The 22806-nt window shown below is 62.6% G+C and carries 26 protein-coding genes; 12 read left to right on the forward strand and 14 right to left on the reverse strand.

The features are described 5' to 3' along the window. The first annotated feature begins 109 nt into the window (after positions 1–109). From cmtR to I2487_RS14885, 4 genes are all read left to right on the forward strand, one after another. Positions 110–469, forward strand: coding sequence for a Cd(II)/Pb(II)-sensing metalloregulatory transcriptional regulator CmtR (gene cmtR, locus I2487_RS14870; RefSeq protein ID WP_207170644.1), 360 nt, complete (start codon positions 110–112; stop codon positions 467–469). After that, positions 466–1071, forward strand: a complete 606-nt coding sequence (locus tag I2487_RS14875; RefSeq protein WP_207170643.1) for a cadmium resistance transporter — start codon at positions 466–468, stop codon at positions 1069–1071. The genes cmtR and I2487_RS14875 overlap by 4 nt, the downstream gene beginning before the upstream one ends. Before the next feature lie 48 nt (positions 1072–1119). Then, a complete protein-coding gene (locus tag I2487_RS14880; protein WP_182495777.1) occupies positions 1120–1368 on the forward strand; it encodes a hypothetical protein in 249 nt (82 codons plus the stop codon). A 239-nt stretch (positions 1369–1607) separates the two neighbouring features. Beyond that, positions 1608–2204, forward strand: coding sequence for a recombinase family protein (locus tag I2487_RS14885; protein WP_207170642.1), 597 nt, complete (start codon positions 1608–1610; stop codon positions 2202–2204). Here I2487_RS14885 and I2487_RS14890 read toward each other — a convergent pair. From I2487_RS14890 to I2487_RS14905, 4 genes are all read right to left on the reverse strand, one after another. Continuing rightward, positions 2201–2881, reverse strand: coding sequence for a hypothetical protein (locus I2487_RS14890; protein ID WP_207173074.1), 681 nt, complete (start codon positions 2879–2881; stop codon positions 2201–2203). The genes I2487_RS14885 and I2487_RS14890 overlap by 4 nt on opposite strands. A gap of 69 nt (positions 2882–2950) precedes the next feature. Then, a complete protein-coding gene (locus I2487_RS14895; protein WP_207170640.1) occupies positions 2951–3364 on the reverse strand; it encodes a hypothetical protein in 414 nt (137 codons plus the stop codon). After that, positions 3361–4026 carry a ParA family protein gene (locus I2487_RS14900; protein WP_207170639.1) on the reverse strand — a complete coding sequence of 222 codons (666 nt, stop codon included), beginning with the start codon at positions 4024–4026 and terminating at the stop codon, positions 3361–3363. The genes I2487_RS14895 and I2487_RS14900 overlap by 4 nt, the downstream gene beginning before the upstream one ends. A 218-nt stretch (positions 4027–4244) precedes the next feature. Further along, positions 4245–4466: a glutaredoxin family protein gene (locus I2487_RS14905; protein WP_207170638.1), complete on the reverse strand. Its 222-nt coding sequence runs from the start codon at positions 4464–4466 to the stop codon at positions 4245–4247. Between the two features lie 411 nt (positions 4467–4877). Here I2487_RS14905 and I2487_RS14910 point away from each other — a divergent pair, with 411 nt between their 5' ends. Beyond that, positions 4878–5150: a hypothetical protein gene (locus I2487_RS14910; RefSeq protein ID WP_207170637.1), complete on the forward strand. Its 273-nt coding sequence runs from the start codon at positions 4878–4880 to the stop codon at positions 5148–5150. Here the strand turns inward: I2487_RS14910 and I2487_RS14915 are convergent. The 5 genes from I2487_RS14915 to I2487_RS15790 form a co-directional block, all read right to left on the reverse strand. Next, positions 5118–6230, reverse strand: a complete 1113-nt coding sequence (locus I2487_RS14915) for a replication initiation protein (protein WP_207170636.1) — start codon at positions 6228–6230, stop codon at positions 5118–5120. The two genes, I2487_RS14910 and I2487_RS14915, sit on opposite strands and share 33 nt — an antisense overlap. 782 nt (positions 6231–7012) lie before the next feature. Continuing rightward, on the reverse strand, positions 7013–8017 hold the full coding sequence (locus I2487_RS14920) for a PIN domain-containing protein (RefSeq protein ID WP_207170635.1): 1005 nt from the start codon (positions 8015–8017) through the stop codon (positions 7013–7015). Further along, positions 8014–8433 carry a helix-turn-helix domain-containing protein gene (locus I2487_RS14925; RefSeq protein WP_207170634.1) on the reverse strand — a complete coding sequence of 140 codons (420 nt, stop codon included), beginning with the start codon at positions 8431–8433 and terminating at the stop codon, positions 8014–8016. Before I2487_RS14925 ends, I2487_RS14920 begins: the two co-directional genes overlap by 4 nt. Positions 8434–8954: 521 nt before the next feature. Beyond that, positions 8955–11234: a relaxase/mobilization nuclease domain-containing protein gene (locus tag I2487_RS14930; RefSeq protein ID WP_207170633.1), complete on the reverse strand. Its 2280-nt coding sequence runs from the start codon at positions 11232–11234 to the stop codon at positions 8955–8957. After that, a complete protein-coding gene (locus tag I2487_RS15790) occupies positions 11231–11644 on the reverse strand; it encodes a plasmid mobilization protein (RefSeq protein ID WP_207170632.1) in 414 nt (137 codons plus the stop codon). The genes I2487_RS14930 and I2487_RS15790 overlap by 4 nt, the downstream gene beginning before the upstream one ends. 390 nt (positions 11645–12034) lie before the next feature. Between I2487_RS15790 and I2487_RS14940 the strand changes: the two genes are divergently transcribed. Together I2487_RS14940 and I2487_RS14945 are read left to right on the forward strand one after the other, a co-directional pair. After that, entirely contained in the window at positions 12035–12298 is a 264-nt protein-coding gene (locus I2487_RS14940; protein WP_207170631.1) for a hypothetical protein, read from the forward strand. Next, a complete protein-coding gene (locus I2487_RS14945) occupies positions 12295–12600 on the forward strand; it encodes a hypothetical protein (RefSeq protein ID WP_207170630.1) in 306 nt (101 codons plus the stop codon). The genes I2487_RS14940 and I2487_RS14945 overlap by 4 nt, the downstream gene beginning before the upstream one ends. A 248-nt stretch (positions 12601–12848) precedes the next feature. On the opposite strand, the gene I2487_RS14950 is transcribed toward I2487_RS14945, so the two are convergent. Both I2487_RS14950 and I2487_RS14955 read right to left on the reverse strand, forming a co-directional pair. Beyond that, entirely contained in the window at positions 12849–13247 is a 399-nt protein-coding gene (locus I2487_RS14950) for a hypothetical protein (RefSeq protein ID WP_207170629.1), read from the reverse strand. 48 nt (positions 13248–13295) lie between these two features. Further along, complete coding sequence (locus I2487_RS14955; protein ID WP_207170628.1) at positions 13296–13640, reverse strand: hypothetical protein; 345 nt, start codon at positions 13638–13640, stop codon at positions 13296–13298. 794 nt (positions 13641–14434) lie between these two features. On the opposite strand from I2487_RS14955, the gene I2487_RS14960 reads away from it, so the two are divergent. After that, on the forward strand, positions 14435–14860 hold the full coding sequence (locus I2487_RS14960) for a GNAT family N-acetyltransferase (protein WP_207170627.1): 426 nt from the start codon (positions 14435–14437) through the stop codon (positions 14858–14860). Between the two features lie 8 nt (positions 14861–14868). On the opposite strand, the gene I2487_RS14965 is transcribed toward I2487_RS14960, so the two are convergent. Then, the gene (locus I2487_RS14965) at positions 14869–15486 is read right to left on the reverse strand and encodes a hypothetical protein (protein WP_207170626.1); all 618 of its coding nucleotides are present in this window, start codon (positions 15484–15486) and stop codon (positions 14869–14871) included. Next, positions 15483–16571, reverse strand: coding sequence for a transglycosylase SLT domain-containing protein (locus I2487_RS14970; protein WP_207170625.1), 1089 nt, complete (start codon positions 16569–16571; stop codon positions 15483–15485). The genes I2487_RS14965 and I2487_RS14970 overlap by 4 nt, the downstream gene beginning before the upstream one ends. A 718-nt stretch (positions 16572–17289) precedes the next feature. On the opposite strand from I2487_RS14970, the gene I2487_RS14975 reads away from it, so the two are divergent. From I2487_RS14975 to ccsB, 4 genes are read left to right on the forward strand one after another with little or no spacing between them, the layout of a single operon-like run. Then, positions 17290–17997 carry a TlpA family protein disulfide reductase gene (locus tag I2487_RS14975; RefSeq protein ID WP_207170624.1) on the forward strand — a complete coding sequence of 236 codons (708 nt, stop codon included), beginning with the start codon at positions 17290–17292 and terminating at the stop codon, positions 17995–17997. Between the two features lie 8 nt (positions 17998–18005). Then, positions 18006–18788, forward strand: coding sequence for a cytochrome c biogenesis protein CcdA (locus I2487_RS14980; RefSeq protein WP_207170646.1), 783 nt, complete (start codon positions 18006–18008; stop codon positions 18786–18788). Further along, positions 18788–20518, forward strand: a complete 1731-nt coding sequence (gene resB / locus I2487_RS14985; RefSeq protein ID WP_518523734.1) for a cytochrome c biogenesis protein ResB — start codon at positions 18788–18790, stop codon at positions 20516–20518. Before I2487_RS14980 ends, resB begins: the two co-directional genes overlap by 1 nt. Continuing rightward, positions 20518–21603: a c-type cytochrome biogenesis protein CcsB gene (gene ccsB / locus I2487_RS14990; protein ID WP_207170623.1), complete on the forward strand. Its 1086-nt coding sequence runs from the start codon at positions 20518–20520 to the stop codon at positions 21601–21603. The genes resB and ccsB overlap by 1 nt, the downstream gene beginning before the upstream one ends. 337 nt (positions 21604–21940) lie before the next feature. Here the strand turns inward: ccsB and I2487_RS14995 are convergent, their stop codons facing one another. Further along, positions 21941–22588 carry a thioredoxin-like domain-containing protein gene (locus I2487_RS14995; protein ID WP_207170622.1) on the reverse strand — a complete coding sequence of 216 codons (648 nt, stop codon included), beginning with the start codon at positions 22586–22588 and terminating at the stop codon, positions 21941–21943. Between the last annotated feature and the right edge of the window lie 218 nt (positions 22589–22806).

The following is a 22806-nucleotide window of genomic DNA, read 5'->3' on the forward strand; positions in this document are numbered from 1 at the left end:
GCGATCCACAGGACCTGCCGTCGTGATTTCGACGAGACAGCTGTGTCTTAGAAAGCTATAGCTTTCTAATCCGCTCTGTCAGTTCATTAGTTACTGTATAGTTCAGTAGATGCTGACTATTGCCTCTCGTGTTGATGTGATGAACCGGTTGGGTCGGGCGATGGCCGACCCAACCCGGTCCCGGATTCTGCTGACCCTGATGGAAGGACCGGCCTATCCGGCGGAGCTGGCTCGGGACCTGGAGTTGACTCGTTCGAACGTGTCGAATCACCTGGCCTGCCTGCGGGACTGCGGCATCGCGGTCGCCGTGCCCGAGGGACGCCAGACCCGGTATGAGATCGCCGACGCGCACCTGGCGCGGGCACTGACCGCGCTGGTCGATATCACTCTGGCGGTGGATGAGAGCGCCCCGTGCCTGGACCCGGTCTGTTCGGTGCCGGGTTGCTGCGCCACGGGGGTGGGCGCGTGATCCTGTCTTCGATCCTGCAGGCGATCGGCCTGTTCCTGGTCACGAACATCGACGACGTCATCGTGCTCTCGTTGTTCTTCGCCCGCGGCGCGGGCCAACGCGGGACCACCGCGCGGATCCTGGCCGGGCAGTATCTCGGGTTCGCCGGCATCCTGGGCGCCGCCGTGCTCGTGTCGCTGGGAGCCCGGGAGTTCTTGCCCCCTGAGGTCATTCCATACTTTGGGCTTATCCCGCTGGGCCTGGGGCTGTGGGTGGCGTGGAACGCCTGGCGCGGCGGTGACGATGACGATGATGACGATGACGCCAAGGTCGAGGGCAAGAACGTCGCCGTGTGGACGGTGGCCGGGGTGACCTTCGCCAATGGCGGGGACAATATCGGCGTCTACGTCCCGGTCTTCCTCAGCGTCGGTCCGGGCGCCGTGGTCGCCTACTGCATCGTGTTTCTGGTGCTGGTGGCGGTGCTGGTGGGACTGGCCAAGTTCGTCGCCACCCGCCGCCCGATCGCCGAGATGCTGGAACGCTGGGAGCACATACTGTTCCCCATCGTGTTGATCGGCCTCGGGGTCTTTATCCTCATCAGCGGCGGGGCCTTCGGTCTCTGACCCCACCGCCTCCCAGCCACGCAATACCCGCACGTGATGCTCGTGCAAATGCTGCTACTGCCGCTCTACTTGGGCCTGTTTATAGCACCGGAACTATTCGACGTCATCGACGTAACCCCGTTCATCGAGGCGTTCCTGTTGCTGATCCTCACACCCCTGACTCTGGCCGCCATCACCCAGTACCTGGCAACACGCTTCGCCGCCGCCCGGCGGGTGATGGAGCTAACGGAGGCGTTGGCGGTGCCGCTGATGATGGCCACCCTCGCCCTGGTCGCGGTCGTCGGCACGGTCACCTAGGTCCGGCTCCTCCCTCGCCTGGTTCCTCAGCCTCCGCTGCCCGTACCCAAGAACCACCCCGCTGCGGAAGTTCCAGCAGAGGCCCCCTATAGGCGGCACCGACGTAGGTTCCGTGGCCCCTGCTGATCACTCAGGCGACGACCCGTGCGCCATTTAACTCCGAAAAATCGCCGCCATTTATCTACGAAGATCACATGTCCGCGCGGTCTAAAGCGACAGAAGCGTGCAAGGCTCTGGGCATGACGCAACAGATCCAAGGGCAGCGGGTGGCCTACCTCAGAGTCTCGGCGTTGGACCAACGCCTTGACCGGCAGCGCGCAGCAGTCGGTGAGGTTCACATGTCTTTCGAGGAACACGCCTCGGCGTCCTCGCGGCGGGGCCGGCCAGAACTCGGCCGGCTGCTTAATCATGTGCGGGCCGGCGATGAAGTGGTGGTGTCCTCGATGGACCGGCTGGCCCGGTCGGTGATCGACCTTGCACAGATCACCGATGAGCTGATGACCAAGGGGGTTCGGCTGCGGTTTGTCTCTGAGGGCGTCACCTACTCCCCTGGTGACAACGATCCATACGCAAAGTTCCAGCTTCACTTGCTCGGTTCGGTGGCTGAGCTGGAACGCTCCATCATCCGTGAGCGCCAGGCTGACGGGATCGCGGCAGCGAAGGCGCGTGGTGTCTACCTGGGCCGGTCGCCGGCCCTGTCAGCGGACGACGCAGCGACGGCGCGCCGCCTGGTGGCTGAGGGTGTCCCCAAAGCTGAGGTAGCGCGCCGCTACGGGATCAACCGGTCAACCCTCTACAGGACCGTTCTGCGGTCCGGGGTAAGTGCCACGGATTAGTCTGCATCGACGTGAGGATATGGGGCCTCTCCGACTCTCCGAGCCCAAGTCCTACCGTTGATCGAGTAGACAAAGAGGGCCCCGTAGATCGTCAGGGGCTTCCCGCTGAATTGGGTCTTAGGGATGCCGCTCACGGGAACTAGGGGGTGCGTGATCTTCTTGGAATCGTGCGGCGGGAGATGAGTTGGCAGCGGCAGAGGCCCAGGAAACTTAAGCGGCTCGTCTAGTTTCACGTCTACTACGGAGACAGCCCGGTCAGAGGTGTTGGAGACGTGAATATGAATTGAGTCCATCTTCGTATCGCCGCCACTGCCGTACCCACCTCCACCGCGAAGCTCAAACACGACCTCGGCCGCTTGCATGGCCGCTTCGTGCTCTTGGCGTCGTTCAGCACTGAGGGATTCTAGGTGCCGGAGTACCCGTTCCTCCTCCCTGTGATCTTGATCCTTTCGAAAGACATGCACAGCCCATAGGAGAGTCAGCACTGTGGCGATTCCGCCGAACCACGTCCCTGTTGCATCTACCCACCTGTAATCAAGAGGGTTCACCCATAGAAGCGCGACGGTGGCTCCCAGTACGACACCGACGATTACCGCGAAAAGGGACGGTAGCACCTTGCCCATTGCGTCTCGTTTCTTCGATCCATGATTGACAGACTCCCGCACTACGGGACTCACGTACTGACAGACTCGCGTACTGACAGACTCGCGTACTGACAGACTCGCGTAGTCTGTCAGTACGTGAGTTTATTCTTCGTGTGTGAGCCCAAGGGACTCGTATAGCTCTGCCTCGGTGGTGCCGTGGAGATCTCCGACGCGGTCAAGAAGCAGACTGATTCCGAGCCTGACCAGGGTGTTATCGGTGATCCGCTCCCCCTGGCCCTGTCGGGCCAGGTTCAGTGATCGTGCGGTGCGGCCGATCTGGTCAGCCTGATCCTCAGTAATGCGTAGCTCCTTGCGGACAAGGGTCAAGTACCGGGGAACGCCGGCCGGCGGCGCTGCTGCTGGGGCCGGCCTCTTGGTTGCCGGCTTCGGCGCGGCGGGCTTTCGCTGCGATTTCGCGGGCTCCGGCTTTGCTGCGGCTGGCGCTGTCGTTGGTGTCTCTGGCTGGTTCTTGCCGAAAAGGTCGCTGAGATCCGTCATGCGTGCCTTGGGGCTCATGCGGTTTTGCCTTTCTGCTGGTTGTCTTCGTTGCTCCACTGCTCACGCAGGGCCGTCAACACGTCTTCATAGTCCTTGGCAGCTTTCATGCTGGCTCGAGACTTCTCATAGGTAGTGACTACGGTTCCGTCGATGGATGCTCGCTCATGCACTTTGTAGGAGCGAACGTAGGCATCCATGACGTTGAACCCTTCGAGAAGTTCCCTGGTGTCCTCGGTGTCTCGGAACGAGCGTGAATCTGTACGTGTGAAGAGAATCGAGTACGGCGTCTCGGTTGGACGGACCACGTCCTGCAAGGTCCGCACGAGTGGACGCACGGCCATTGCTGTAGGTTCGGTCGGCAGGATGACGTGATCGCTGTAGCTGGCGATCTGGCGCAATAGCTCTGCATTCTGAAGGTTGCCGGGGGTATCCACCAGGATCAGGTCAAACTCAAGGCTGCGCATCTGCTGCAAGTTCTCGGGATGTCGGGCGGTGACTATTTGGAAGTCCAGATCCTTGCCGTTGGCCTCGGCTGCTGCGGCCCAGTCCACGGCAGATCCTTGCGGGTCCAGGTCCACCACGAGGACACGCTCTGTCGTGGCAGCCAGGGCAGCCAGGGCCATGACGGTGGTCGTCTTCCCTACCCCGCCCTTTTCATTGACGATTGCGACGATTCGCATTCTTCCTCCATACTCACAAACTCTGTGACTCACGTAGTCACGGTTCCCGGAACTATGTAACTACCGGAGTCCGGGACTATGTGACTCTGTTAGTAGGGAGTCTAACCGCATGAGGCGGAGCTGTCACTACAGACTCGCGGAGTGCGAGAGTGCCAGACTCACAGAGTCCGGTACTACCGGACTTAGCGACGGGGGAGGGGACTCGCGCCCCCTCCCGGCTAGAGGGAGCTGATCTTATCGGGCCGGAAACCTGACCAGTGATCGGAGTCCGTGACGACTACCGGGGCCTGTGAGTAGCCGAGTTCCTTGACTCGGGCGAGGGCTGCGGAATCGGTGGTGAGATCAACGGTGGTGTAGGGGAGGTTGGCCTTATCGAGGGCTCGGAAAGTGGTGGTGCACTGAGGGCATCCGGGAGTTGTGTAGACGGTGATGGTGCTCATGATGTGGCCTCTCTCGTGTGTTGGTCCTGCTGGCGCTTCGCGCTAGGCACGCGGGAAAGTGGTGGGCACACCGAAGGCCAGCCGGTGGGAGTTCTCGAAAGGAAATAAGCGCAGCGCCGTCGAGAAGTTCTGCCGGCGCAGAGTCGCCCCCGGCGACTTGTGCGCGGCGCGGCCGCGTGCAGTATCCGTAGGGCATCTGGTCAACTGCGAGAGTCCTGGCAATGAGCCACCTGGCGGCACATATCGGAACCACGGGAAAGGCCACCACTCGGCCGCGAGGGACCAACCGAACGTGACCGTTGATCGCACTCGACCTGCGCGGCGGGCCTGGTGCTGCTGCTCGGCTGCGGGGCCTCGGACGTTTCATATGTGCGGCTTAGCGTGGGAGCACCGACGACGAGGGGAGCTGCGATGACTGCTGCGGAGAAGGACGAACCAACGGCGGGGGAGTACGCGGCGCTGCTGGCCATCCTGGAAAAGATCGGGCAAGGGGCTCCACCGATCCCGCTGTGGAATCTCAGCGGCGCGGGGCTCACTGCTGCGCAGTTGAAGGCTGCGCTGCACGGGCTGGCGCTGCGGGGCTGCATTCGAGCGACCTATAAGGCAGGGCTGCCCGATGAAGTGGTGGAGGTACGCGCAGAGGCAGGGCGGTTAGCCGCTAAGTGGACTGCTGGGCGGTCCTGAGTTCGGGTCACCGGGGGAGTCTGGTCCTGGTGTGGGGATCTCGCAGGGGCTTCCTGACCCATGTGACCGGCGGGAGAGTGCCCGTAGCCGGTAGGGCTCACTGTGTAGGGGTCTACGGATCACCTGATGCTCCACAGTTGCACGCGGGCACTGATGCCCGACATACCGGCGCAGCCAGCGGGAAACCGTGGACGGTGCGGCCGCGAGCTTCTGGCCGATAGCGGCCTGTGAGTGGCCCTGTGCGCGGAGCTTCTGGGCCTTGCGGGCTTTGGTGTCCGTGCGGGGCTTGCGGGCCGCTGCGGACGCGGCAGGCCCCAGTGCGCGGGCGGCGCGCTGCGCGGCCGTGTTGGCCAATCCTCCGCGTCGTCCCATCTCCGCCATCAGTTCCCGCAACTGGGACGGCACAGCCACCGCTGCGCGGTGGCCACGGGGGTTCGCCATATATCGAGCGATGCTTCGGATGATGCCATGCACCTCAGCGGCCTTCATGGGCTCGGGGGCTGCGTCGTTGGTCTCCCAGGCCACGGCCTCGAAGTCCCCGCCGGCATAGGCGACGTGACGGGCAACGTCGAACACGGTTTGATTCCGGTTGCCGGTGTCGATCGCGGCCGCGATCGCGCGGTGAGCTTTCTGGGTGGCGCTGCGGCCGGTGAAGCGCATCCCCTCGGGCCACAGGTTCGCGGTTTTGAGCGCCTGGTGGAGCTGTTTGAGTCCATAGACCGGGGGAGTGGCGGACGCGCGCAGCTCGGCGCGGGCGTAGGTGGGGTTGCGCACGCGCACGGGTGTCAGTGGGTCTACCGCTTCGTCGCCGGCCAGTGCCTCGCGGAGCGCCGCGCCGATAGCGCGAGCGTAGGCGACGGGGCGTTCACGGGCGGTGGATCGCAGGTCAACGGTGTCGATCATCCAGCCGGCTTGTGCGCCCTTGCGGGTTTCCACGATCCAGGAGGGCCGGATCTCGGGCGGGATCGTGTCGAATATGTCTAGAACGGCCTCAGGCCGGTCAATGTCGATGACCAGGACTGAGCCGGCGGAACGTGAGGGCGTGTAGAACTCGAACTCGGCCAGGTCAGCGGCGCTCACGCGCACTGATGGTGCGGTTTTAGTCGGGGACGCGCGAGCCCAGGCAGTAGCCGTATTGCCCAGGAATGCCGCGCGGAACGCAGCACGAAACGCCGTGTTGTTGCGTGGACTCTGGGGCGTTTGGGCGTGCGGTGCTACAGTAGGAAGCACATTGAACCCCTGCCCGGGAGTTGAATGTGCCCCCTTCGACGGGGGGACATGAAAGAGATCTCCTTCTGGGGATCGGATTCAGAACCGGTTTGTTTGGCGACTAGGCGGTTCTGAAAAGTCTTAGGAGCGCCCGCACCGCGGGCGCTCCACTTTTTTATGCAGACATAGGTAGAGGTTCCTGGCCTTCTAGAGCCAACACATCCACGGAGTCCAGATCAGCCATCAGGACTCTTGCGATGTAATCAACTTTGGTTTCTCCGGTGAGTGCGCACAGGCGGTCAAGTTTCTCGAAATAGCTCGGCGAGAGCTTAGATGTCACGCCCTGCCGTTCTCCCTTTGATGGCCTAGCCATGAGATACCTCCGTGTGAAGTGGACCAACTTGCACAAGCATGCCTCCCGGGAGGCCCAACTTCCGTAATTAGATACGGCGTGTCTCCAATTAAGCTAACGGGAATGAGTCACAGCGCGGGATCCGCCGCTGCTGCGAGACAGAAGTGCGGATTCACGGGCCCTAATCGAGACGCGAACTAATGCACTGGCTGTCGACTACCGACGACTACGTAGCGGAAGGCCTCCGCGAGCTCTCATGGCCTGGAGGCTATCGTCGAGATTCAGCCGGCCGGAGAGACGGCTAGCCTCCTCGGACATCCCGAGTGGCAGGGATCCGATCACCGATACCCCACACCCACCAATGGCCATCCTCGTTCGCCACTAACGTGACATACACCGCGCGAGGGATCTTCATGGCAGCAAACGTTCGCGAGTCGCCAGCAACCTCTGGGATGAACCGCATAAAAGCGATACCCCTCGCTGGGGCATCAACAGCAAAGTAGACCTTCGACGCCAACGAGAAACCCTCCAGCATCTCGTCGACCCACACGTAGTCCCCGAACGCCTTCGGAGACCACGTCAGTCTTTGCAGTGCACCCAGCGCCTCCGGGTTGTTCAGTCGTCCGCCCAGGGCTGTCCACCACATGAAGAGAACATGCTGCGGGTTCGTGAAGTCGAACTCTCCATCGGGGGAGGGCCACGGAGAGCCTTCATCCCCTGTCGACTCATACGCTGCCATCGTCGTCGCGCTTTGGCCCCAGTGGTGATGGAGGATATTCGCCGTCATGGGGACTGTTCCCGCCACCCCTCGGAGAACGTCAGAGACTTTTTGGGCTGGCTGGCGCATCCGGGCTGCTTCATGCTCGACCGCAGCCTCGACGCCGCGTGGATTCTGATCATGCAGCGCGAGTAAGAAAGCATCGGGATCCACCACAGCCACGTCGTCTGCCTCTGTAGGTGCGGCGGGGAAGTCGCTGAGGTTAAACGTCACCAGGACATCAGCGAACCCCGCCTGAGCCGCAGAGTAGACATGCCGGTCCTTCGGGTCACAACGAGGATCTCCTAGCAGCTCCTCATGACCTCTTACCGTGGCTCGTGGAAACGCGCGTCTCATCGCGTTAAGACGTCGACCCGCCTTTACCGGGTCAAGCCCGAGCTTGTGAACGAGAGTTCTCTCTACTTCCTCGAGGATCTCCTCGGACCAACGTGGCTGGAAGAGATCATGCTCGGCCAGGGTCAGAAGAAGACTGCTCAGCCGCTGCGGAACTAATACGTTGGCGTCCAGAAGGACAATCTGTCCCGTCACCGGGTAGCGACTGGCTGTTCTTCGACGGTGGGATCGACCGTGTCCGCGAGATCCTCGAGCGCACGGGCCCTCTGTGTCTTTTCAGCCTCTAGATAATCGTCCAGCGCCTGCCTGGAGATGCGACGGTGAGAACGACGACGCTGGAAGGGGATCAACCCATCATCGAGCATCCTCACCAACGTAGGCCGGCTTATTCGCAAGATCTCGGCTGCCTGCTGGGTACTGAGATACTCAGGGTGGGCCACAATCTCGACGCCTTCTCCGTCGGCGGTGTGCTGAAAGAGCTCATGAAGACTGTGCCGTAGCTCGTCGGTGAGCACGACCTCCGCGCCGTCGATCACCATGGATCGAGCGGAGACCACCTTCACTGCGGCTTCGCGGGCGGAATCCCGAGACTCAGCGTTCACCGTTGTCATGACACACAGTCTACCAAACGAACGAAACGAAAACTCTTCTTGGTTTCGTGCGTGGGACTAAGGCATCCTCCGTCGTATCGCGTGCAGGAGACGCTCTTACAGCGAATCGATGAGCTTCCGCAAGAGTGCTGACACAGTAGTGCCCTGCTCAGCAGCGACCTTGTGGAGCTTCGCGCGACGAGCAGCATCTACTCGGAAGGTGAAGGGGCGCACCTGGGCACCGATACTCACCGGACGTCCCGCCCTAGCGGGGCCGATATGGCCACCGGTATACCCCTGTGCGGACTCCGCTTGAGATGCCCACGCTTCGAGGTCGTCATCAGTAAAGTCTTCACCATTAACCCCGGTGTAATGACCCATCTGATGCCTCTTTCCTCACCCATCACCTGCACAGATTGCCCCACGCCATTCTCCCCTACGGAGAAAGGACCCTCCATCCTGCCTCACCTGGCGGGACTCGAAAGATCCACCGGGTTACACCGAACCGCCCTCGGCTGCGAGCCGGGACCGTTCTTCTGTCTTTACCGTTCATGCCCGGAGTCCTTGTACCGCCCAGTGGAGACGCTAGGACCCCGTGCCTCCTCGGGAGCCCGGTACTGAGTAGGATCCCTACGTCTTTCAAGCCGGGCGAGCTCTGACTGCTCCGCACCAGTGAGATAGGTATTCGGCGCGGTCCGCATGTGGCGTTGGCGCAACATGTCGGCATACTGATCCGCCGATCGGCTGGCCTGCCGCGCCTCCTCGACCTGCGCCAGTGCCTGGTCTCGGTGTTCTGCTGCCTTATCTCGAGCAGCCTGGGCCTCACGGATTTCTGGGGTGTCCAGCCGCCGCGGGGCGTGCTTCTCCACGACCGCGTCAGTCCACCTCGACCACAACCTATCCACTTCACTGGTCCTCGAGGTAAATGGGTTCGTTGATCGCTGTTTCTGGGGTTTCACTCGCTCACCCACCGGGACATCCCACCGAGAAGCCAGCTCCCGGCGAATCGTGTCGGATTCCTGTGTCGCCCGGCCCCGGCTCAACAGGCCAGCATCGAAAACCTTTAGATCGGCTTCTCGGCCGCGACGAGCATCCTGGACCACCTCACTGCCCAGCTCCTTCCGGACACCACTGACCAGCCCCTCATATCGATCCGCGGCCTGAACCACGGTCTGCTGCGCGGCCTTCAGCTCACCGTGTGCCTTCGACACCACGGCCTGGGACTCTAGGCTCTTGACCTTCGCGTCCTGAACCTCGGCATAGTCCTGGGTTTCCCGCTGCTTCATCAGCCCGCGCAGCTCCTCAACGCGCTGCTGCGGGGTCACCGTGTTCTCGGTACGAGGTGCCCGTTCTCGACACAGCACCTCAGCCACATCCAGGCTGCGGTTCATGTTCCGGGCGAGCTGGGCGCGTTCCCGGGTCAGGTTCGTCTCCGTCACGATCCGCGCAATCCGATTCGCCTGGGCAAGCAACGACACCCAGTCCTTGACCGGGCTACGACGTCCCGCCTGGGTCGCCATCAACCACTGCTGCCCCAACTGCCCCGCACCGCCGCTTCGGCCCTGCCCTGGATGGCGTGAAGCACGCTGTGCGCCCGTGTGGTGTCCGCCGCGCTGCCGGTACAACACCTCAGCCGGAAGGTGGTGGCCGCGCATACTCCACGCCACCCGCGAGAAATCATCAGAGAGCCGCACCAGAGAACCGTGACTGTTCTTCTCCATGCTCATCGAGAGCCGGGCGTAGATGTTCGCCATCGTGTCCGGCCCGACCTTGCCGGAAATGAGCTTCTCGTAAGACTCAGCACTGAACCGATGAACCTCCGTGGCCTTCACCGGCTGACTCACGGTCTTCTCACGAATTTGGTGCATCAGGGTTACCGCTGCAGCGCGACCGGCGTCGCCATAGCGTTCCTCAATCCTGGGCCACGCCAACGACCGATCCAACTTCGATGGCGAGTACCAGATCTGCCGACCATCCCCACCCTGGTCTCTGGACGCAGAGGGGAACGCCAACCTGTACCCGACGATCGTGTTCCGATCACCCTTGGCGAACCGCGGCTGGACATGAACACCCAGGTCGTGGAGATGCCGGATGTACTCACCCTGACTCGATGCAGTGGCCAGGCATGTCCGTGCTCGGCGCCGCAACTCCGTACGCTCAGTCATGCCACTATCCCTATCCTGCGCGCGGGCGAGCTCGGCCGGCTTATCCCCAGAGAGCCCATACTCGTGCTCGCGCGACGCCAGCACCGTCAGGCCGTGCTTCTTCTCAATCTCATTGGAGACCCGCTGGGCGCGTTTGAAGTCGTGACGCACATCAGCTTTCGTGCCGTCTTCACGGACCAGCTGCACCGCAATGTGGATGTGGTCGTTGCCATTCTTCGACGCCCCATGATGGATCGCCGCCCACCTGGACGTCTTGACCCCTTCGGGGTCGATGAACCCCATCTTCTCCACGAAATCGTGAGCAACCTCCGCCCACTTCTCTGCCGAGAGTTCACCCTCATCTGCTTTCAACGACAGCGAGGCGTGCCACACGTGAGCGTCCTTCTTCCCCGTGGTCACATACTCACCCTGAGCCTCATCAAACTCACGCTCAGAGACTAGAACCCGCGTGCCGTGCTGCTTCCGGGAGAAGTCCAGAATATTCGCGATATCTAACGCATCATCGGCGCTCAACGCCCTCCCTGGTTCGACGGCGAAGGTCACCAGATCATGACCCTCGATCAACTGCGGATTCGTGTGCTCGTTCGCCCGCCCCGGACCGGCCAGGTACATCACCAGACCTGCCATCCGACCACCACGGGTGACGTTGGGCATCATGAGGCATCAGCCTCTTCTGGAGACACCGCAAGACCCAGAAGCGTCTCATCGATCTGCTTCATGGTCGCGCGCAGTTTCGCCAAGGAGTACGTGAGCTCTGCACTGATCTCGGCAGTCACCGCCTCTTCAGCGTTGGCACGGCGGGCCAGCTGGTTGAGGTTGTTCCCCACTGCGGCCAAGGAACCATTGAGCTGATTCAACCGAGTGCTCATCTCATGGCGCTCACTGACCGAGACACCACGCTCACGAGACAGTGCCGATTCCTTCAAAAACCGAGCCGGGGTCATCCCTGCTCGCTGCGCTGCGAAGTACAAGGCGTTGTCCTCAAACTCGGTGAGCTTGACCTCGCGGCGGATCGGTCGGCCACCTTCGGCGTTCGCCTGACGCATCCGACCTGCCACAACACTCACCGCCCGCCTTTGATCCTCTGGCCCAGTGCAACGACCACTAGAAAGCTCCACCTTCTAGTGTGCCACCGGCCCAGCGCAGCGACAAGGCATCAAGCCAGTTAGCCGTGCTAACTGCATAGCTTGCTCCGTCCGGGACACCTTCTGTCTGTCTTCTGCCCTATGGACGTGCGGGCCTCTACAGACCAAGCGTTCTTTTCGTGGGGGAAGCTTACGGGCTTCGCAGAACCGTTCAAGCCTTCCGACCGGCTTTCGCGGCATATCCTCACTCAATCGCTCCGCTCAATCCTTCCGGTATTCCACGGACCACTCTCCAAGCTTGACCGAACCTGCTCCACCCAATATTCGGCAGTTGCCGAAAAGAACGGTGACCAACCAAACTAAGAGGTAACCATGTCCCGGATCATCACTCCCAGCGAAGTAGCAGCACAGCTCAACGTCACAGAATCAGATCTCGCGTTCTGGCGTGAGACTGGCCTCGGACCGGTCTGGTTGAAGATCGAACCCGACACAATCCGATATGTAGATTCAGCCGTGCACCGATGGGTTATCGGACAGATACTCGACCCGGAACTAACTCTTGACGTGACCAGCTCGGAAGATCTACCCACGCCACTTCAAACGGAAGTGCTTCCCGGCGTAGACTCAGACTCATGAGCGAACTCACACCCGCACAACAACACGTCATGGACGAAGCCCAGCGAGTCAACGAAGAGCGCATGGCAGCGGTTGAAGATCTCGCAAAAGCCGTCGCGCGTCGTGTGGATCTCGAACACGAACTAGCCGAAGCCAAGAAGGAAGAGAAGCGGCTCATGGCCGCCGCTGAGCGGCAAGGATGGACCCGTGCGCAGGTGAACAGGTTCGCCAAGCCACCGAAGTCCGCGCCGCGCAGAACCACCAGCACCGATAGTGATCAAGCACGCCGTGAGGACCAGGCGTCATTCAGCCCCGACTCGTAGAGCTGACTTGCTAGCGTGAAGTATCGAAGGTGTCACCAGATTTCGGACGGGATCTCTGGTGGCACCTTCTACTGTTCCGATGACTGTGGGGACCAGGGCCAGCGGGGAGCGCGAGGGGCGGCAGCCTCTCGCCCGCTGTTCGCCGCTCGATGCAGCGAACAGCGATACCGCGCTAGACTCAAAAGGAAGGCCCGTACCTAGCTAATTCGAGTAGCTAGGGGCGGGCCTTCCTCGTGGACTGATGGGGCTTAAGCGGGGATACCGTGATGCCCCTCGGAAGACTTTTCCAGGTCCCAATCGGAATCTATGCGCAGCATCATCCCGGCGAGGCTATCGGCGTAGACACTGTTGGCGCTGTAGTGCGTGATGGTCTTTCCCTGGCGCTGGTACTCCACGCGGATATCGTAGGTATCTGCCACATTCAGCGTGATCATCACCCGCATATTCCGGGCGGCTCCTGAGCGGTCGCCGTTCTTCTTGAACGGCAGCACACAGGCAAGGAACACAAGCGCGTGAGTCCCATTCTCGTGGGTATAACTTCCGAGCCTGTGCGCTCCGAGACTCATCAGCACAAGGGGTGTGACCTGACTGCGGATCGTGGCGGCGACGTACTGGGCTTCTTCGCGGGTTTCGGTGGTGGTCGTCATGGTGGTTACTCCTTGTATGTGAGTTGGTGTTCGGGTCGGTGCTGCGGCTTAGGCGTAGCTGGTGCCGTGCTGGGCTTCCTTGTCAATGGGACGGGCCATTGTGAAACTGTTGATCTTGACCCAGGGCTGTCCGTGGGGGTCCTGGACCTTGCAGCGGAAAGCGTCGCCGGTGAACGCTCCGCGCTGAGGTGAGGCGGTGTAGTGGCCCCAGGCTTCCCCGTCTTCCTTCACGGTGGAGATCGGGCGAATGAGGACCGTCTTAGGGGTCGCCTTGGTGACTTCGTAGAAATCAATGTTGGTCTGGTCGTATCCCCAGGAGGAGACCAGAACGGTTCCTACTGGCAGCCCGTGCGCCTCGGGGGTGGAGGTCCCGGAGGTCTCGGTGGTGGTCATGTCTGGTTCTCCTGTCTGAGCGGTGGGGAAGGTAGCGAGGGCTTCTAGTTCCACGTCTGAGAGGTAGTAGGGGAAGCTGCAATTGCCGGCCCTCTTGGCTTCGGCTTTAGCCGCTTCGCGGGTCTGGTGAACGCTGAGAATTTGGGTCACTGCTACGTTGAGCACTGCGTAACGGGCTAGTGGCTGTGTGACGGTCATCGTGGTCTCCCCCATCGTTTTTCCTGCTGGCGAGTTTCACGAGCTGTTCCCAGGGGAGTTGTCACACCGAAGGCCAGCCGGCCGGGAGTTTTTCGAGGAAATAAGCGAGGCACGAGCGCCGAGAAAAAGTCTTGGTCGGCGCAGACCCGGTGAGGAACGAACCGGGTTGGGACGGCTCCCCTGGGGACGAATAATCCGCCAGGACAGCAGGAAAAATGAAGGTGGTTCCGGTGTGGAGTGAGGAACGAACGTAAGCGCCGGGACCATCACAGCCGGACGCGTCAGCGGCCGTCCTCTAGTGCAGCGCACGGGCTTCGCGCTGCACTATCTTTTGACTGCCCGACATAGCTCCACTGAGCAGGGCTCAACGGCTAAAGTGCAAGGCATGGACGACCTCAGCATGCTCCCGCTGATACTGCTCATGCTGCTGATTCTGGTGACTGGCGGCGGTGCCGCTGCCTGGAACAAACACAAGCGGCGGGCGTGAGCTAAGGAAAAACGTAGAGCCCTTTCCCGGGACGGGTTACCCCACACCAAGTGCCTCCGTAGTGTGGGGTTCTAGAAACCTCCTCCATTCGGCCACCGGAGATGCGCCCATGATCGAGATCCGAGAAGTTGAACAAGGTGATGACCAATGGTCAGCGTTCGGCACTGACCACATCGGATTCAGGGAGCACTGGTGGGAGGAACTACCCGATGGTGAGCAAGGGTTCAGGTTTCTACATGACGGTGACGAGATCGCCCGCGTGAGGCTAACCGCTGGACGTAAAGACCTGGACTGCTTTCCAGCCCTCAAGGGCCTCAAGCGGATCGCTGAGATCTACTTCATTGAAGTCCACGCCGAACACCAAGGAAACGGCTTCGGACGTGAGGTTGTGTCGTTACTGCTAGCCCTCTACCCCGAACACAAATTTGTGGCGTTCTCTCACCGCGATGTGTTCTGGAATGAGATCGGCTGGCAGGTATGCCAAGGACCAGAGACAGGCAGTCCCTTGTTTGCGCATCTGGCCACGGAATCCTGATCTAAGGATCAATCAACCGTGTCGTAGCTGTAGTCACTGACCGCTAGTTCCCCGTCGTCGCCTTGCTCAAAGTTGAAGAAGAACAGGCGGCGCTCGGTCGGATTACTGACCACGTCGCCATTCTCGCTGACCCATACCCACGTTGCTTCAATCGAGACGACCTCGTTAGAGGTCGCACGGTTCGGCTTTACGGTCGGCTGGCTAGTTGCGCCGGCCGCTGCGGCGTCGAGCCATTCGGCCCCGGTCGCGGGACGCTCGGGCGCGGTGATCGAGTCGGCAAGTTCCTCGGTCATCAAATCGGCTGCGCGCATTTCTGCAGCGGTGCGGTTGAAGTCCTCATTGGGGTCCCAGGTAGTCATGATCTCTGCGACCTCCATCCCCAGTTCCTCCATCGCCTCACGATCCGCTAGCGGATCTTCGTCCTGACCCTCGTCTTGTCCGTCGTCCAAGGTCTCCTCGGGCGGCTCGGGCTGCATCGCTGACGGGCTTGGGGTGGCGGTCTGCGCGGGCGTGGTTTCCTCAGCGGTGGGCTCATTCGATGAGACAGCGTCGAAGGCGAAAGCTCCCCCAGCGGCACCCAAGACCAGGACAGCGACGATGATGGCGATGATGGCGTTCCGGCTCATGAGCTGATGCCCTTCTCGGTTAGCAGGGGTGTGGGGTCTATGAGGTTGTCCCACCCTGGGGTGGCTTCGTCACCCTCGGGAGTGCCGATTTGGAAGTGGAGATGATCTCCTACAGAAGCCCCGGTGTTTCCCTGCGTGCATAGCGGGGTGCCAGGGGCCACTGTATCGCCTGGTCCAACGTCGATGCTGTTGGCAGCGCAGTGGGCGAACTCGACGTGCAGTCCTGGGGCGTCGGGCATCTTTCCCAGCACTACCCAGCCCAGTTGTCCCCAACCGTCGATCACGCCGGTTGCGCGGATCTCTAGATCCATCGGCGCGACCACTGTTGACCCGGAGGGGCCGGCGAAGTCGACTCCTCGGTGATCCGAGACGCCGCCGGAGCAGGTCAAGGCGTTGAGGATCGGGCAGGATCGAGCACCAAAGTTCGAAGTCATCGCAGCGCCTGGAAGAGGGCTGGTCCACTCCCCTGTGCCAAGCTCACCGATCTCCTGACCACCCACAGGTGAGCAGTTGGCCAAGTAGTTGCCTTGTGCGCTGCTCATGATGGTTTCCACATACTGTTCGGTCTCTGGGAAGCCGGGGATTCCCTCGGCGCTCTGGACCGCGCCGGGGCCGGCGTTGTAGCCCGCGAGGGCCAGTTCTGCTAACTCGCGCTCATTGCCGGCCAAGTCCGATACTTCCTCGGACACAGCAGCCATGTAACGGCCCATAGCCGCTATGGAGTCCTCGGGGTCGAACGGGTCTCCCCCGTCGCCGTAGGTGGCCCAAGTCTGAGGCATGAACTGCGCGATTCCCTCGGCTCCTACGGGACTCGTGGCGTCGGGGTCCCAGGAGGATTCAGCGTCGATCTGCGCAGCCAGGAGATCGACGGACAGACCCGATTCAGCGGCCGCGGATTCGAGCGCATCCTGGTATTCCTCGGGGATCCCGGAATCGTTCTCCGTGGTGCCCGGGCGGCAGGAGGCTTGCGGCTGCTCTTCTTCGCCTCCGCTGATGGCGATGACCAAGATGAACAGCGGCACACCGAGCAGGACGACGAGGATACCGACGATGAAACCGCACCTTGACCCATTGTTTTCGGTCATGCACTTACCTCGGTTGGGCGCTCCAAATGTTCAAGGTAATTTTACGGCACATAATGTTGCATGGATACCTTATGCGCAAATGAACTACAAGTGTCCGCCTTAGCCCCCACCAGTTTTTACCGCGTCCATGGAAGCACCAGGAAGACTGCGCCGGATAAGCGCAGTCGTCTTCCTCCGGCGGTAGAGACCCTCTTGAGCGAGCTTGGTCTTACCGTGGCGATCGGCCAGACCCGCACGGCGAGAAATGGCCCCCTGAGTCATACGGCGCTCCAGTCCGCTTAGTGTGCTTAGAAGCGTCTTAGAGCACACGAACCCCTAGATGAACACCGCAGAGTCGGCGGGCTCTCACTACCGCCTGATATCGGTTATACCTGGAATCCTGATCTCACGCCGATCCGATGACCGGTCCCAGGAAGCGGCGATGTGCGAGGAATCGTAGTTCAGTAGACAGCGGCCAGGTGCCGTGACGGAAATCCACAACACTGCGGCACGCCAGGTTAGACGGTATGTAGTAGGGAAGGAGACCGACTGAAGTTCCACGAACGCCTCTCGATACACGTGTTGTTCTGGTCCTCCATACGCGTTAGGAAGCGACTCTGACCCGATCGCAACGCCAGGACCGGCTCTATGACTTCTAGCTCCGGCATCACTTCTACAGACTGTAGAATTGGCGCACAGCTGACCCTGACTCCCTCTTCAGATCTGGACACCGCAGCGCATGACCGTCTTCGACAAGCGAACCTCCCGGACCTCCCGCCTCCGCGCCCTGGCCGCGGCGGGCCTGGTATCTGCCCTGACGCTTGCAGGATGCACCTCCGCCAACGACGAGCTGGCCCAGCGCGCGCAGAACGACGGGACCAACTACGTCGCCGGTGACGGCTCGGTCCAGGAGCTGGCCGCCGAAGAGCGCGGCGAACCGGTGCAGTTCGAATCCACGCTCTTCGACGGCACAGCCGTGGGGCCCGAGCGCTGGGAGGGCGAGGTCACCGTGATCAACTTCTGGTACGCCGCCTGCGCCCCCTGCCGCGTGGAGGCACCCGACCTTGCCGACCTCCACGCGGAGTTCGAAGACGAGGGGGTGCAGTTCTATGGGGTCAACACCCGCGACACCCAGCCCACCGCCGAGGCCTTCGAGCGCACCTTCGGGATCGAGTACCCCTCCATGGAGGACCGCAGCGGTGAGGTCATGCTCGCCATGACCGATTACGTCCCGCCCTCCGCCGTGCCCACCACGCTGGTGCTGGACAAGCAGGGTCGGGTCTCGGCGCGGATCCTGGGGATCGCCGAGCCCGGCACCCTGCGCGCCCTGATCAACACCGCCCTGGACGAGGATGCCGCCGCCTCGGAGGCAGGCTCGGACACGGACGACGACGCCGCGTCAGCCTCGGGCCTCGGCGCTCCCGCCGCGGAGCCAGCAAAGCGGTGATGGACACGATGGTCCTCGCGGCGCCGCTGGCAGGCGTCGCCGACAACCGCTTCGCTGAGATCGTCTTCGACGGATCCCTGCTGATCTCTGCCCCGGTGGCGCTGCTCGCCGGGCTGGTCTCCTTCCTCTCACCCTGCGTGCTGCCGCTGGTGCCCGGCTACCTGGGCTACGTCAGCGGACTCTCCGGCGTGGAGCTGCATGAGCGGCGCCGATCCCGGATGGTCCTCGGCGCCTCACTCTTCGTGCTCGGCTTCTCCGTGGTCTTCCTGCTCATCGGAGTGGTCTTCACCCAGGCCGTAGTCTGGCTCCGTGTGGAGGGGGGCTGGCTCACCCAGGTGCTCGGCGGCATCGTCGTGATCATGGGTCTGGTCTTCATGGGCGCCTTCACCTTCTTCCAGCGCGAGCGCAAGATCGAGCGCCGTCCGCCCGACGGGCTGCTCGGAGCGCCGCTGCTCGGGGCCACCTTCGGCATCGGCTGGGCACCATGCATGGGCCCGACCCTGGCCGCAGTGCTCGCCCTGGCCACCCCGATGGGCGGAGACCCCGGCCGCGGGATCTTCCTGATGTTCATCTACTGCCTGGGACTCGGGATCCCGTTCATCCTGATCAGCCTGGGACTCAAACGCGGGATGACCACCCTTCAGTTCTTCACCCGGCACAAGGTCGCCGTGATGCGCTTCGGCGGCGCCATGTTGATCCTGGTCGGGCTGCTGATGCTCTCCGGGATCTGGAACACCTGGGTCTATGCTCTGCAGGACTGGTTCGCCAATGAAGTGCGGCTGCCCATCTGATGGCTCAAAAACGCGAGAACACCTACATGCCGGCCGGACATCGCGACCGGCCCGACCCCGGGTCTGATCGCGGGTCCGATCGCGGGTCCGATGCCGGATTCGGTGCAGGATCCGGCAGCAACGGCAGGGGAACCTACAAGGGCGACGTCGTCGCGCCCGCGCTCGGAGTCAAGGGCATGCTGCGCTGGGCCTGGACCCAGCTGACCTCGATGCGCACCGCGCTGATGCTGCTGCTCCTGCTCGCCGTGGCAGCCGTCCCCGGTTCGATCTTCCCGCAGCGCGTCCAGGACTCCTTCGCGGTGAACACCTGGATCGAGGACAATCCCGGGGTCGGGGAGGTGCTGGACTTCTTCCAGTTCTTCGACGTCTATTCCTCCATCTGGTTCTCCGCGATCTACCTGCTGCTGTTCATCTCGCTCATCGGCTGCATCCTGCCGCGGGCGAAGAAGCATTGGCAGCAGATCACCTCGGCACCGCCGCGCACCCCGCGTCGGCTCGAACGGCTCCCCGAGTCAGGTGCCCTGGAGCTGCAGTCCAGCGCCGCCGGGGACGCCCAGGACGGACCCGCCGCGGATCAGGCGCTGCAGGACGCTGCAGCGATCCTCAAGGCCCGCCGCTATCGCACCGAGGTGCGCGACACCTCGGTGGGCGCTGAGAAGGGCTACCTCAAAGAGACCGGGAACCTGCTCTTCCACGTGGCACTGGTCGGCGTGCTGATCTGCGTGGCGCTGGGCTCGATGTTCAGCTATCGCGGCCAGAAGATCCTGGTGGAGGACGAGAGCTTCGTCAACGCCCTGGTCGCCTATGACAACTTCTATCCGGGGGCGTACTTCAGCGAGGACCAGATGCAGCCCTTCTCGGTCCAGCTCGACGAATTCGAGCGGGTCTTCGACCGTGAATCAGCCACCCACTTCGGCCAGGCCCTGGACTTCACCGCCGACGTCACCACTCGACTCGGTGCTGATGGGGAGCCGCAGACCGAGGAGCTGAAGGTCAACCAGCCCCTGACCATGGACGGCGCACGCGTCTTCCTGGTCGGCAACGGCTACGCCCCGGAGGTCACGGTGCGCGACGGCGATGGTGAGGTCGCCTTCTCCGGACCCGTGGTCACCCGCCCAGATGACGGTGTCTATACCTCCATGGCGGTGATCAAGGCGCCCGACGCCTCTCCCGAGCAGCTCGGCTTCGTCGGGCTCTTCCTGCCCACCTCCCAGGACACCGGGGACGGCCTGGCGATCTCGGTGGACCCAGAGCTGGGCAACCCGGAGCTTCAGCTGAACTCCTACTACGGCGACCTCGGCCTGGACGACGGGCTGGCGCAGAACGTCTATGTGCTGGACACCGAATCTCTGGAGACGCTGAACTCCCGAGAGCTCGACGCCGGCGGCATCGTGCTCTCCCCCGGGGAGACCTACGACCTTCCCGAAGGTATGGGCTCGATCAGCTTCGACGGGGTCAAGGACTACATCGCCATCGACATCCACTACAACCCGGCGCAGCAGGGAGTGCTGATCTTCGCGCTAACCGCCCTGGGCGGCCTGGTGCTCTCACTGTCCCTGCGCCGCCGTCGCGCCTGGGTCACCGTGGAGACCACACCCGCCGGGCGCACCCTGGTGCGCTACGGCCTGCTTTCCCGCGGAGAAGACTTCAAGATCCGAGATGAGAACATAGCCCTGCGCGCCCAATTCGAGAAGAAGTGGCCGGTGCGCGCCCCAGAGAAGGAATCCTGATGCAATCCATCAATATGGAGCTGGCGCAGTACAGCGAGCTGTTCATGCTGATCTCCGCCTTCATCTACACCGCCGCGTTCATGCTCTTCGCGGTCGACATGATCCGCAGCTCCGCGACCATCCGCAGAGTCGAGGCGGAGCTGGCGGCAGAGAACGCCGCAGAACGCGAACTCGTCGGGGCAGAACCTGCCGCTGGCGCAGCAGCCAGCGCCGGGGGTGGCGCTGAGGCCAGGACCGGTGCTGAACAGCCGGTGGCCGCCGCGCCCGCGGAGGAGCTGGTCGACGACGAGATGGCATACCTGGGCACCTCCCGCCCGTTCGCCAACATCGCGGTCGCCCTCACCGTGCTGGCAGTGGCCGCGCACACCTTCGCCGTGGCCGCCCGCGGGATCGCCGCAAACCGGGTTCCCTGGGCGAACATGTACGAGTTCCTCGTCACCGGCGCCCTGGTCGTCGCCGCGGTCTATCTGCTGGTGCTCACCCGCAAAGACGTCCGCTTCCTCGGGACCTTCGCACTGGGACTCGTGGTCACCATGATGGCCGCCGCCACCATCGGGTTCCCAACGCCGCTGGCCCACGTCCAGCCCGCCCTGCAGAGCCCCTGGATCGCGATCCACGTCTCGCTCGCCGTGCTGGCGATCTCCCTGTTCACCCTGACCTTCGCGATGAACGTGCTCCAGCTGATCCAACACCGCCGCGAGCTCACACAGGCCGCGGGGGAGACCACCCGAGGAAGCGGCTGGCAGTTCCTGCGGCTCGTGCCCTCGGCGACCTCGCTGGAGAACTGGGCCTACCGGATGAACGCCCTGGGCTTCGTCTTCTGGACCCTCGGCCCGCTGATCACCGGCGCGATCTGGGCCGAAGAGACCTGGGGCCGCTACTGGGGCTGGGACGTCAAGGAGGTGTGGACCTTCGTGATCTGGGTGGTCTACGCCGGCTACCTGCACGCTCGCGCCACCCGCGGCTGGACCGGCAACCGCGCCGCCTGGCTCTCGATCATCGGCTACGGCTGCATCATCTTCAACTACGCCGTGGTCAACGTCTACTTCCCCGGGCTGCACTCCTACGCGGGCCTGCCCCAATGAGCCCCGCGACAGCCCTATACGGCTCCGAACATGGGTTCTCTATCGCTCGTGCCCATCCTGGCTGAGTAACTCAAAGAGCTCTATCAGCAACGCCCCCACATACTGGCACAAGTCGATGCCCTTGTGGAGGCCCACCCTCTTCATCAGCTCCCGCCCTCGATGCCCTAATCGGAGTCAGGGCCGCTGCCAGGATCCTCACCGAAGTCGTGCATCGGTAACCGTCGCGGGCGCGGCCAGACGGCCCGGTCGAATCAGCAGACACCTGGACCAGGACGACGACGGCAACCAGCACCGCCGGCCGAACCGATCGTCCGGTCGGCGGTGAAAGTTTCAGTGCTCACGCCTCCCGGCCCGGACCATCGAGACCGCCGGTGCAGCTGGCCCCGGGTTCGGGCGCCCCAGGCGATTGCCAGTACTTCGCCACGAAGTCCTCGAGACGTTCATCCTCGGGTGTCTCCACGGCCACTTGGGCGCCCCAGGCCGAGAGCGTGATGGGTGATTCCAAACCCTCGTAGGGGGAGACCACAGTATGGGCGTCCGGCAGCGTCTCCTGCAGCGCCGTGATCTCCTCCTCGCTCAGAGCCGAGGGGTCGTAGGCGGCCCACACGGCACCGTGCTCAAGGGAGTGAACAGCATTCTCCTGGGGCACCTCTTCCGTGTACACCCCGCAATTGAGCCAGGTGCTGGCGTGGTCATCACCCACCGGGGGACTTTGCTCGTAGTCCACCGCGCCGTTTACGTGATTGGCATCGAGGTCCTCGAAGGTCTCCAACCCGGCGATTTCGATGTCCTGGCGGGTCGGTGACGGAGGGTCAGTAACCACAGCGGCGATCACCAAGGCGCCAACTAGGGTGGCGGCGGTGGCGCCGCCGACTCCCCAAAGAAGTTTCTGCTTGCGGGCAGTCTTGGCCTCAGCCGCCCAGTGCGCCTTGAGCGTCGCATCTCGGCTCTGCCGCCTTTGGTCGACATTCTTTGCACTAGTCATGGAGTCTCCTCAAAAAACCATTCAATCTTCGTCAGGAACAGGAATGTGCACCGGGTTCACTCCAGATCTTGGGTCTTCATTGTGGTCGAAGACCCAGCGCAACAGGTCCACGGTCGCGGAGTCGACCTCCACGGCATGGCCAGCTCAACGCTGATCGCCCCGTACGGGGTCAGGGTTCTGGTCTGCTGGACCATGATGCTGGGTCAGCGGTTAGGAGG

It is taken from the genome of Nesterenkonia sp. E16_10, assembly GCF_017347085.1.
GTDB lineage: Bacteria > Actinomycetota > Actinomycetes > Actinomycetales > Micrococcaceae > Nesterenkonia.

What these genes read in the sequence shown, in the direction of transcription:
- I2487_RS14965 (WP_207170626.1), bottom strand. Translation starts at nt 15,486, where the DNA reads ATGAGCCGGAACGCCATCATCGCCATCATCGTCGCTGTCCTGGTCTTG.
- I2487_RS14950 (WP_207170629.1), bottom strand. Translation starts at nt 13,247, where the DNA reads ATGACGACCACCACCGAAACCCGCGAAGAAGCCCAGTACGTCGCCGCC.
- I2487_RS14960 (WP_207170627.1), top strand. Translation starts at nt 14,435, where the DNA reads ATGATCGAGATCCGAGAAGTTGAACAAGGTGATGACCAATGGTCAGCG.
- I2487_RS14970 (WP_207170625.1), bottom strand. Translation starts at nt 16,571, where the DNA reads ATGACCGAAAACAATGGGTCAAGGTGCGGTTTCATCGTCGGTATCCTC.
- I2487_RS14900 (WP_207170639.1), bottom strand. Translation starts at nt 4,026, where the DNA reads ATGCGAATCGTCGCAATCGTCAATGAAAAGGGCGGGGTAGGGAAGACG.
- I2487_RS14975 (WP_207170624.1), top strand. Translation starts at nt 17,290, where the DNA reads ATGACCGTCTTCGACAAGCGAACCTCCCGGACCTCCCGCCTCCGCGCC.
- cmtR (WP_207170644.1), top strand. Translation starts at nt 110, where the DNA reads ATGCTGACTATTGCCTCTCGTGTTGATGTGATGAACCGGTTGGGTCGG.
- I2487_RS14905 (WP_207170638.1), bottom strand. Translation starts at nt 4,466, where the DNA reads ATGAGCACCATCACCGTCTACACAACTCCCGGATGCCCTCAGTGCACC.
- I2487_RS14940 (WP_207170631.1), top strand. Translation starts at nt 12,035, where the DNA reads ATGTCCCGGATCATCACTCCCAGCGAAGTAGCAGCACAGCTCAACGTC.
- I2487_RS14895 (WP_207170640.1), bottom strand. Translation starts at nt 3,364, where the DNA reads ATGAGCCCCAAGGCACGCATGACGGATCTCAGCGACCTTTTCGGCAAG.
- I2487_RS14885 (WP_207170642.1), top strand. Translation starts at nt 1,608, where the DNA reads ATGACGCAACAGATCCAAGGGCAGCGGGTGGCCTACCTCAGAGTCTCG.
- resB (WP_518523734.1), top strand. Translation starts at nt 18,788, where the DNA reads ATGGCTCAAAAACGCGAGAACACCTACATGCCGGCCGGACATCGCGAC.
- I2487_RS14980 (WP_207170646.1), top strand. Translation starts at nt 18,006, where the DNA reads ATGGTCCTCGCGGCGCCGCTGGCAGGCGTCGCCGACAACCGCTTCGCT.
- I2487_RS14930 (WP_207170633.1), bottom strand. Translation starts at nt 11,234, where the DNA reads ATGATGCCCAACGTCACCCGTGGTGGTCGGATGGCAGGTCTGGTGATG.
- ccsB (WP_207170623.1), top strand. Translation starts at nt 20,518, where the DNA reads ATGCAATCCATCAATATGGAGCTGGCGCAGTACAGCGAGCTGTTCATG.
- I2487_RS14910 (WP_207170637.1), top strand. Translation starts at nt 4,878, where the DNA reads ATGACTGCTGCGGAGAAGGACGAACCAACGGCGGGGGAGTACGCGGCG.
- I2487_RS14995 (WP_207170622.1), bottom strand. Translation starts at nt 22,588, where the DNA reads ATGACTAGTGCAAAGAATGTCGACCAAAGGCGGCAGAGCCGAGATGCG.
- I2487_RS14880 (WP_182495777.1), top strand. Translation starts at nt 1,120, where the DNA reads ATGCTGCTACTGCCGCTCTACTTGGGCCTGTTTATAGCACCGGAACTA.
- I2487_RS14955 (WP_207170628.1), bottom strand. Translation starts at nt 13,640, where the DNA reads ATGACCACCACCGAGACCTCCGGGACCTCCACCCCCGAGGCGCACGGG.
- I2487_RS14945 (WP_207170630.1), top strand. Translation starts at nt 12,295, where the DNA reads ATGAGCGAACTCACACCCGCACAACAACACGTCATGGACGAAGCCCAG.
- I2487_RS14925 (WP_207170634.1), bottom strand. Translation starts at nt 8,433, where the DNA reads ATGACAACGGTGAACGCTGAGTCTCGGGATTCCGCCCGCGAAGCCGCA.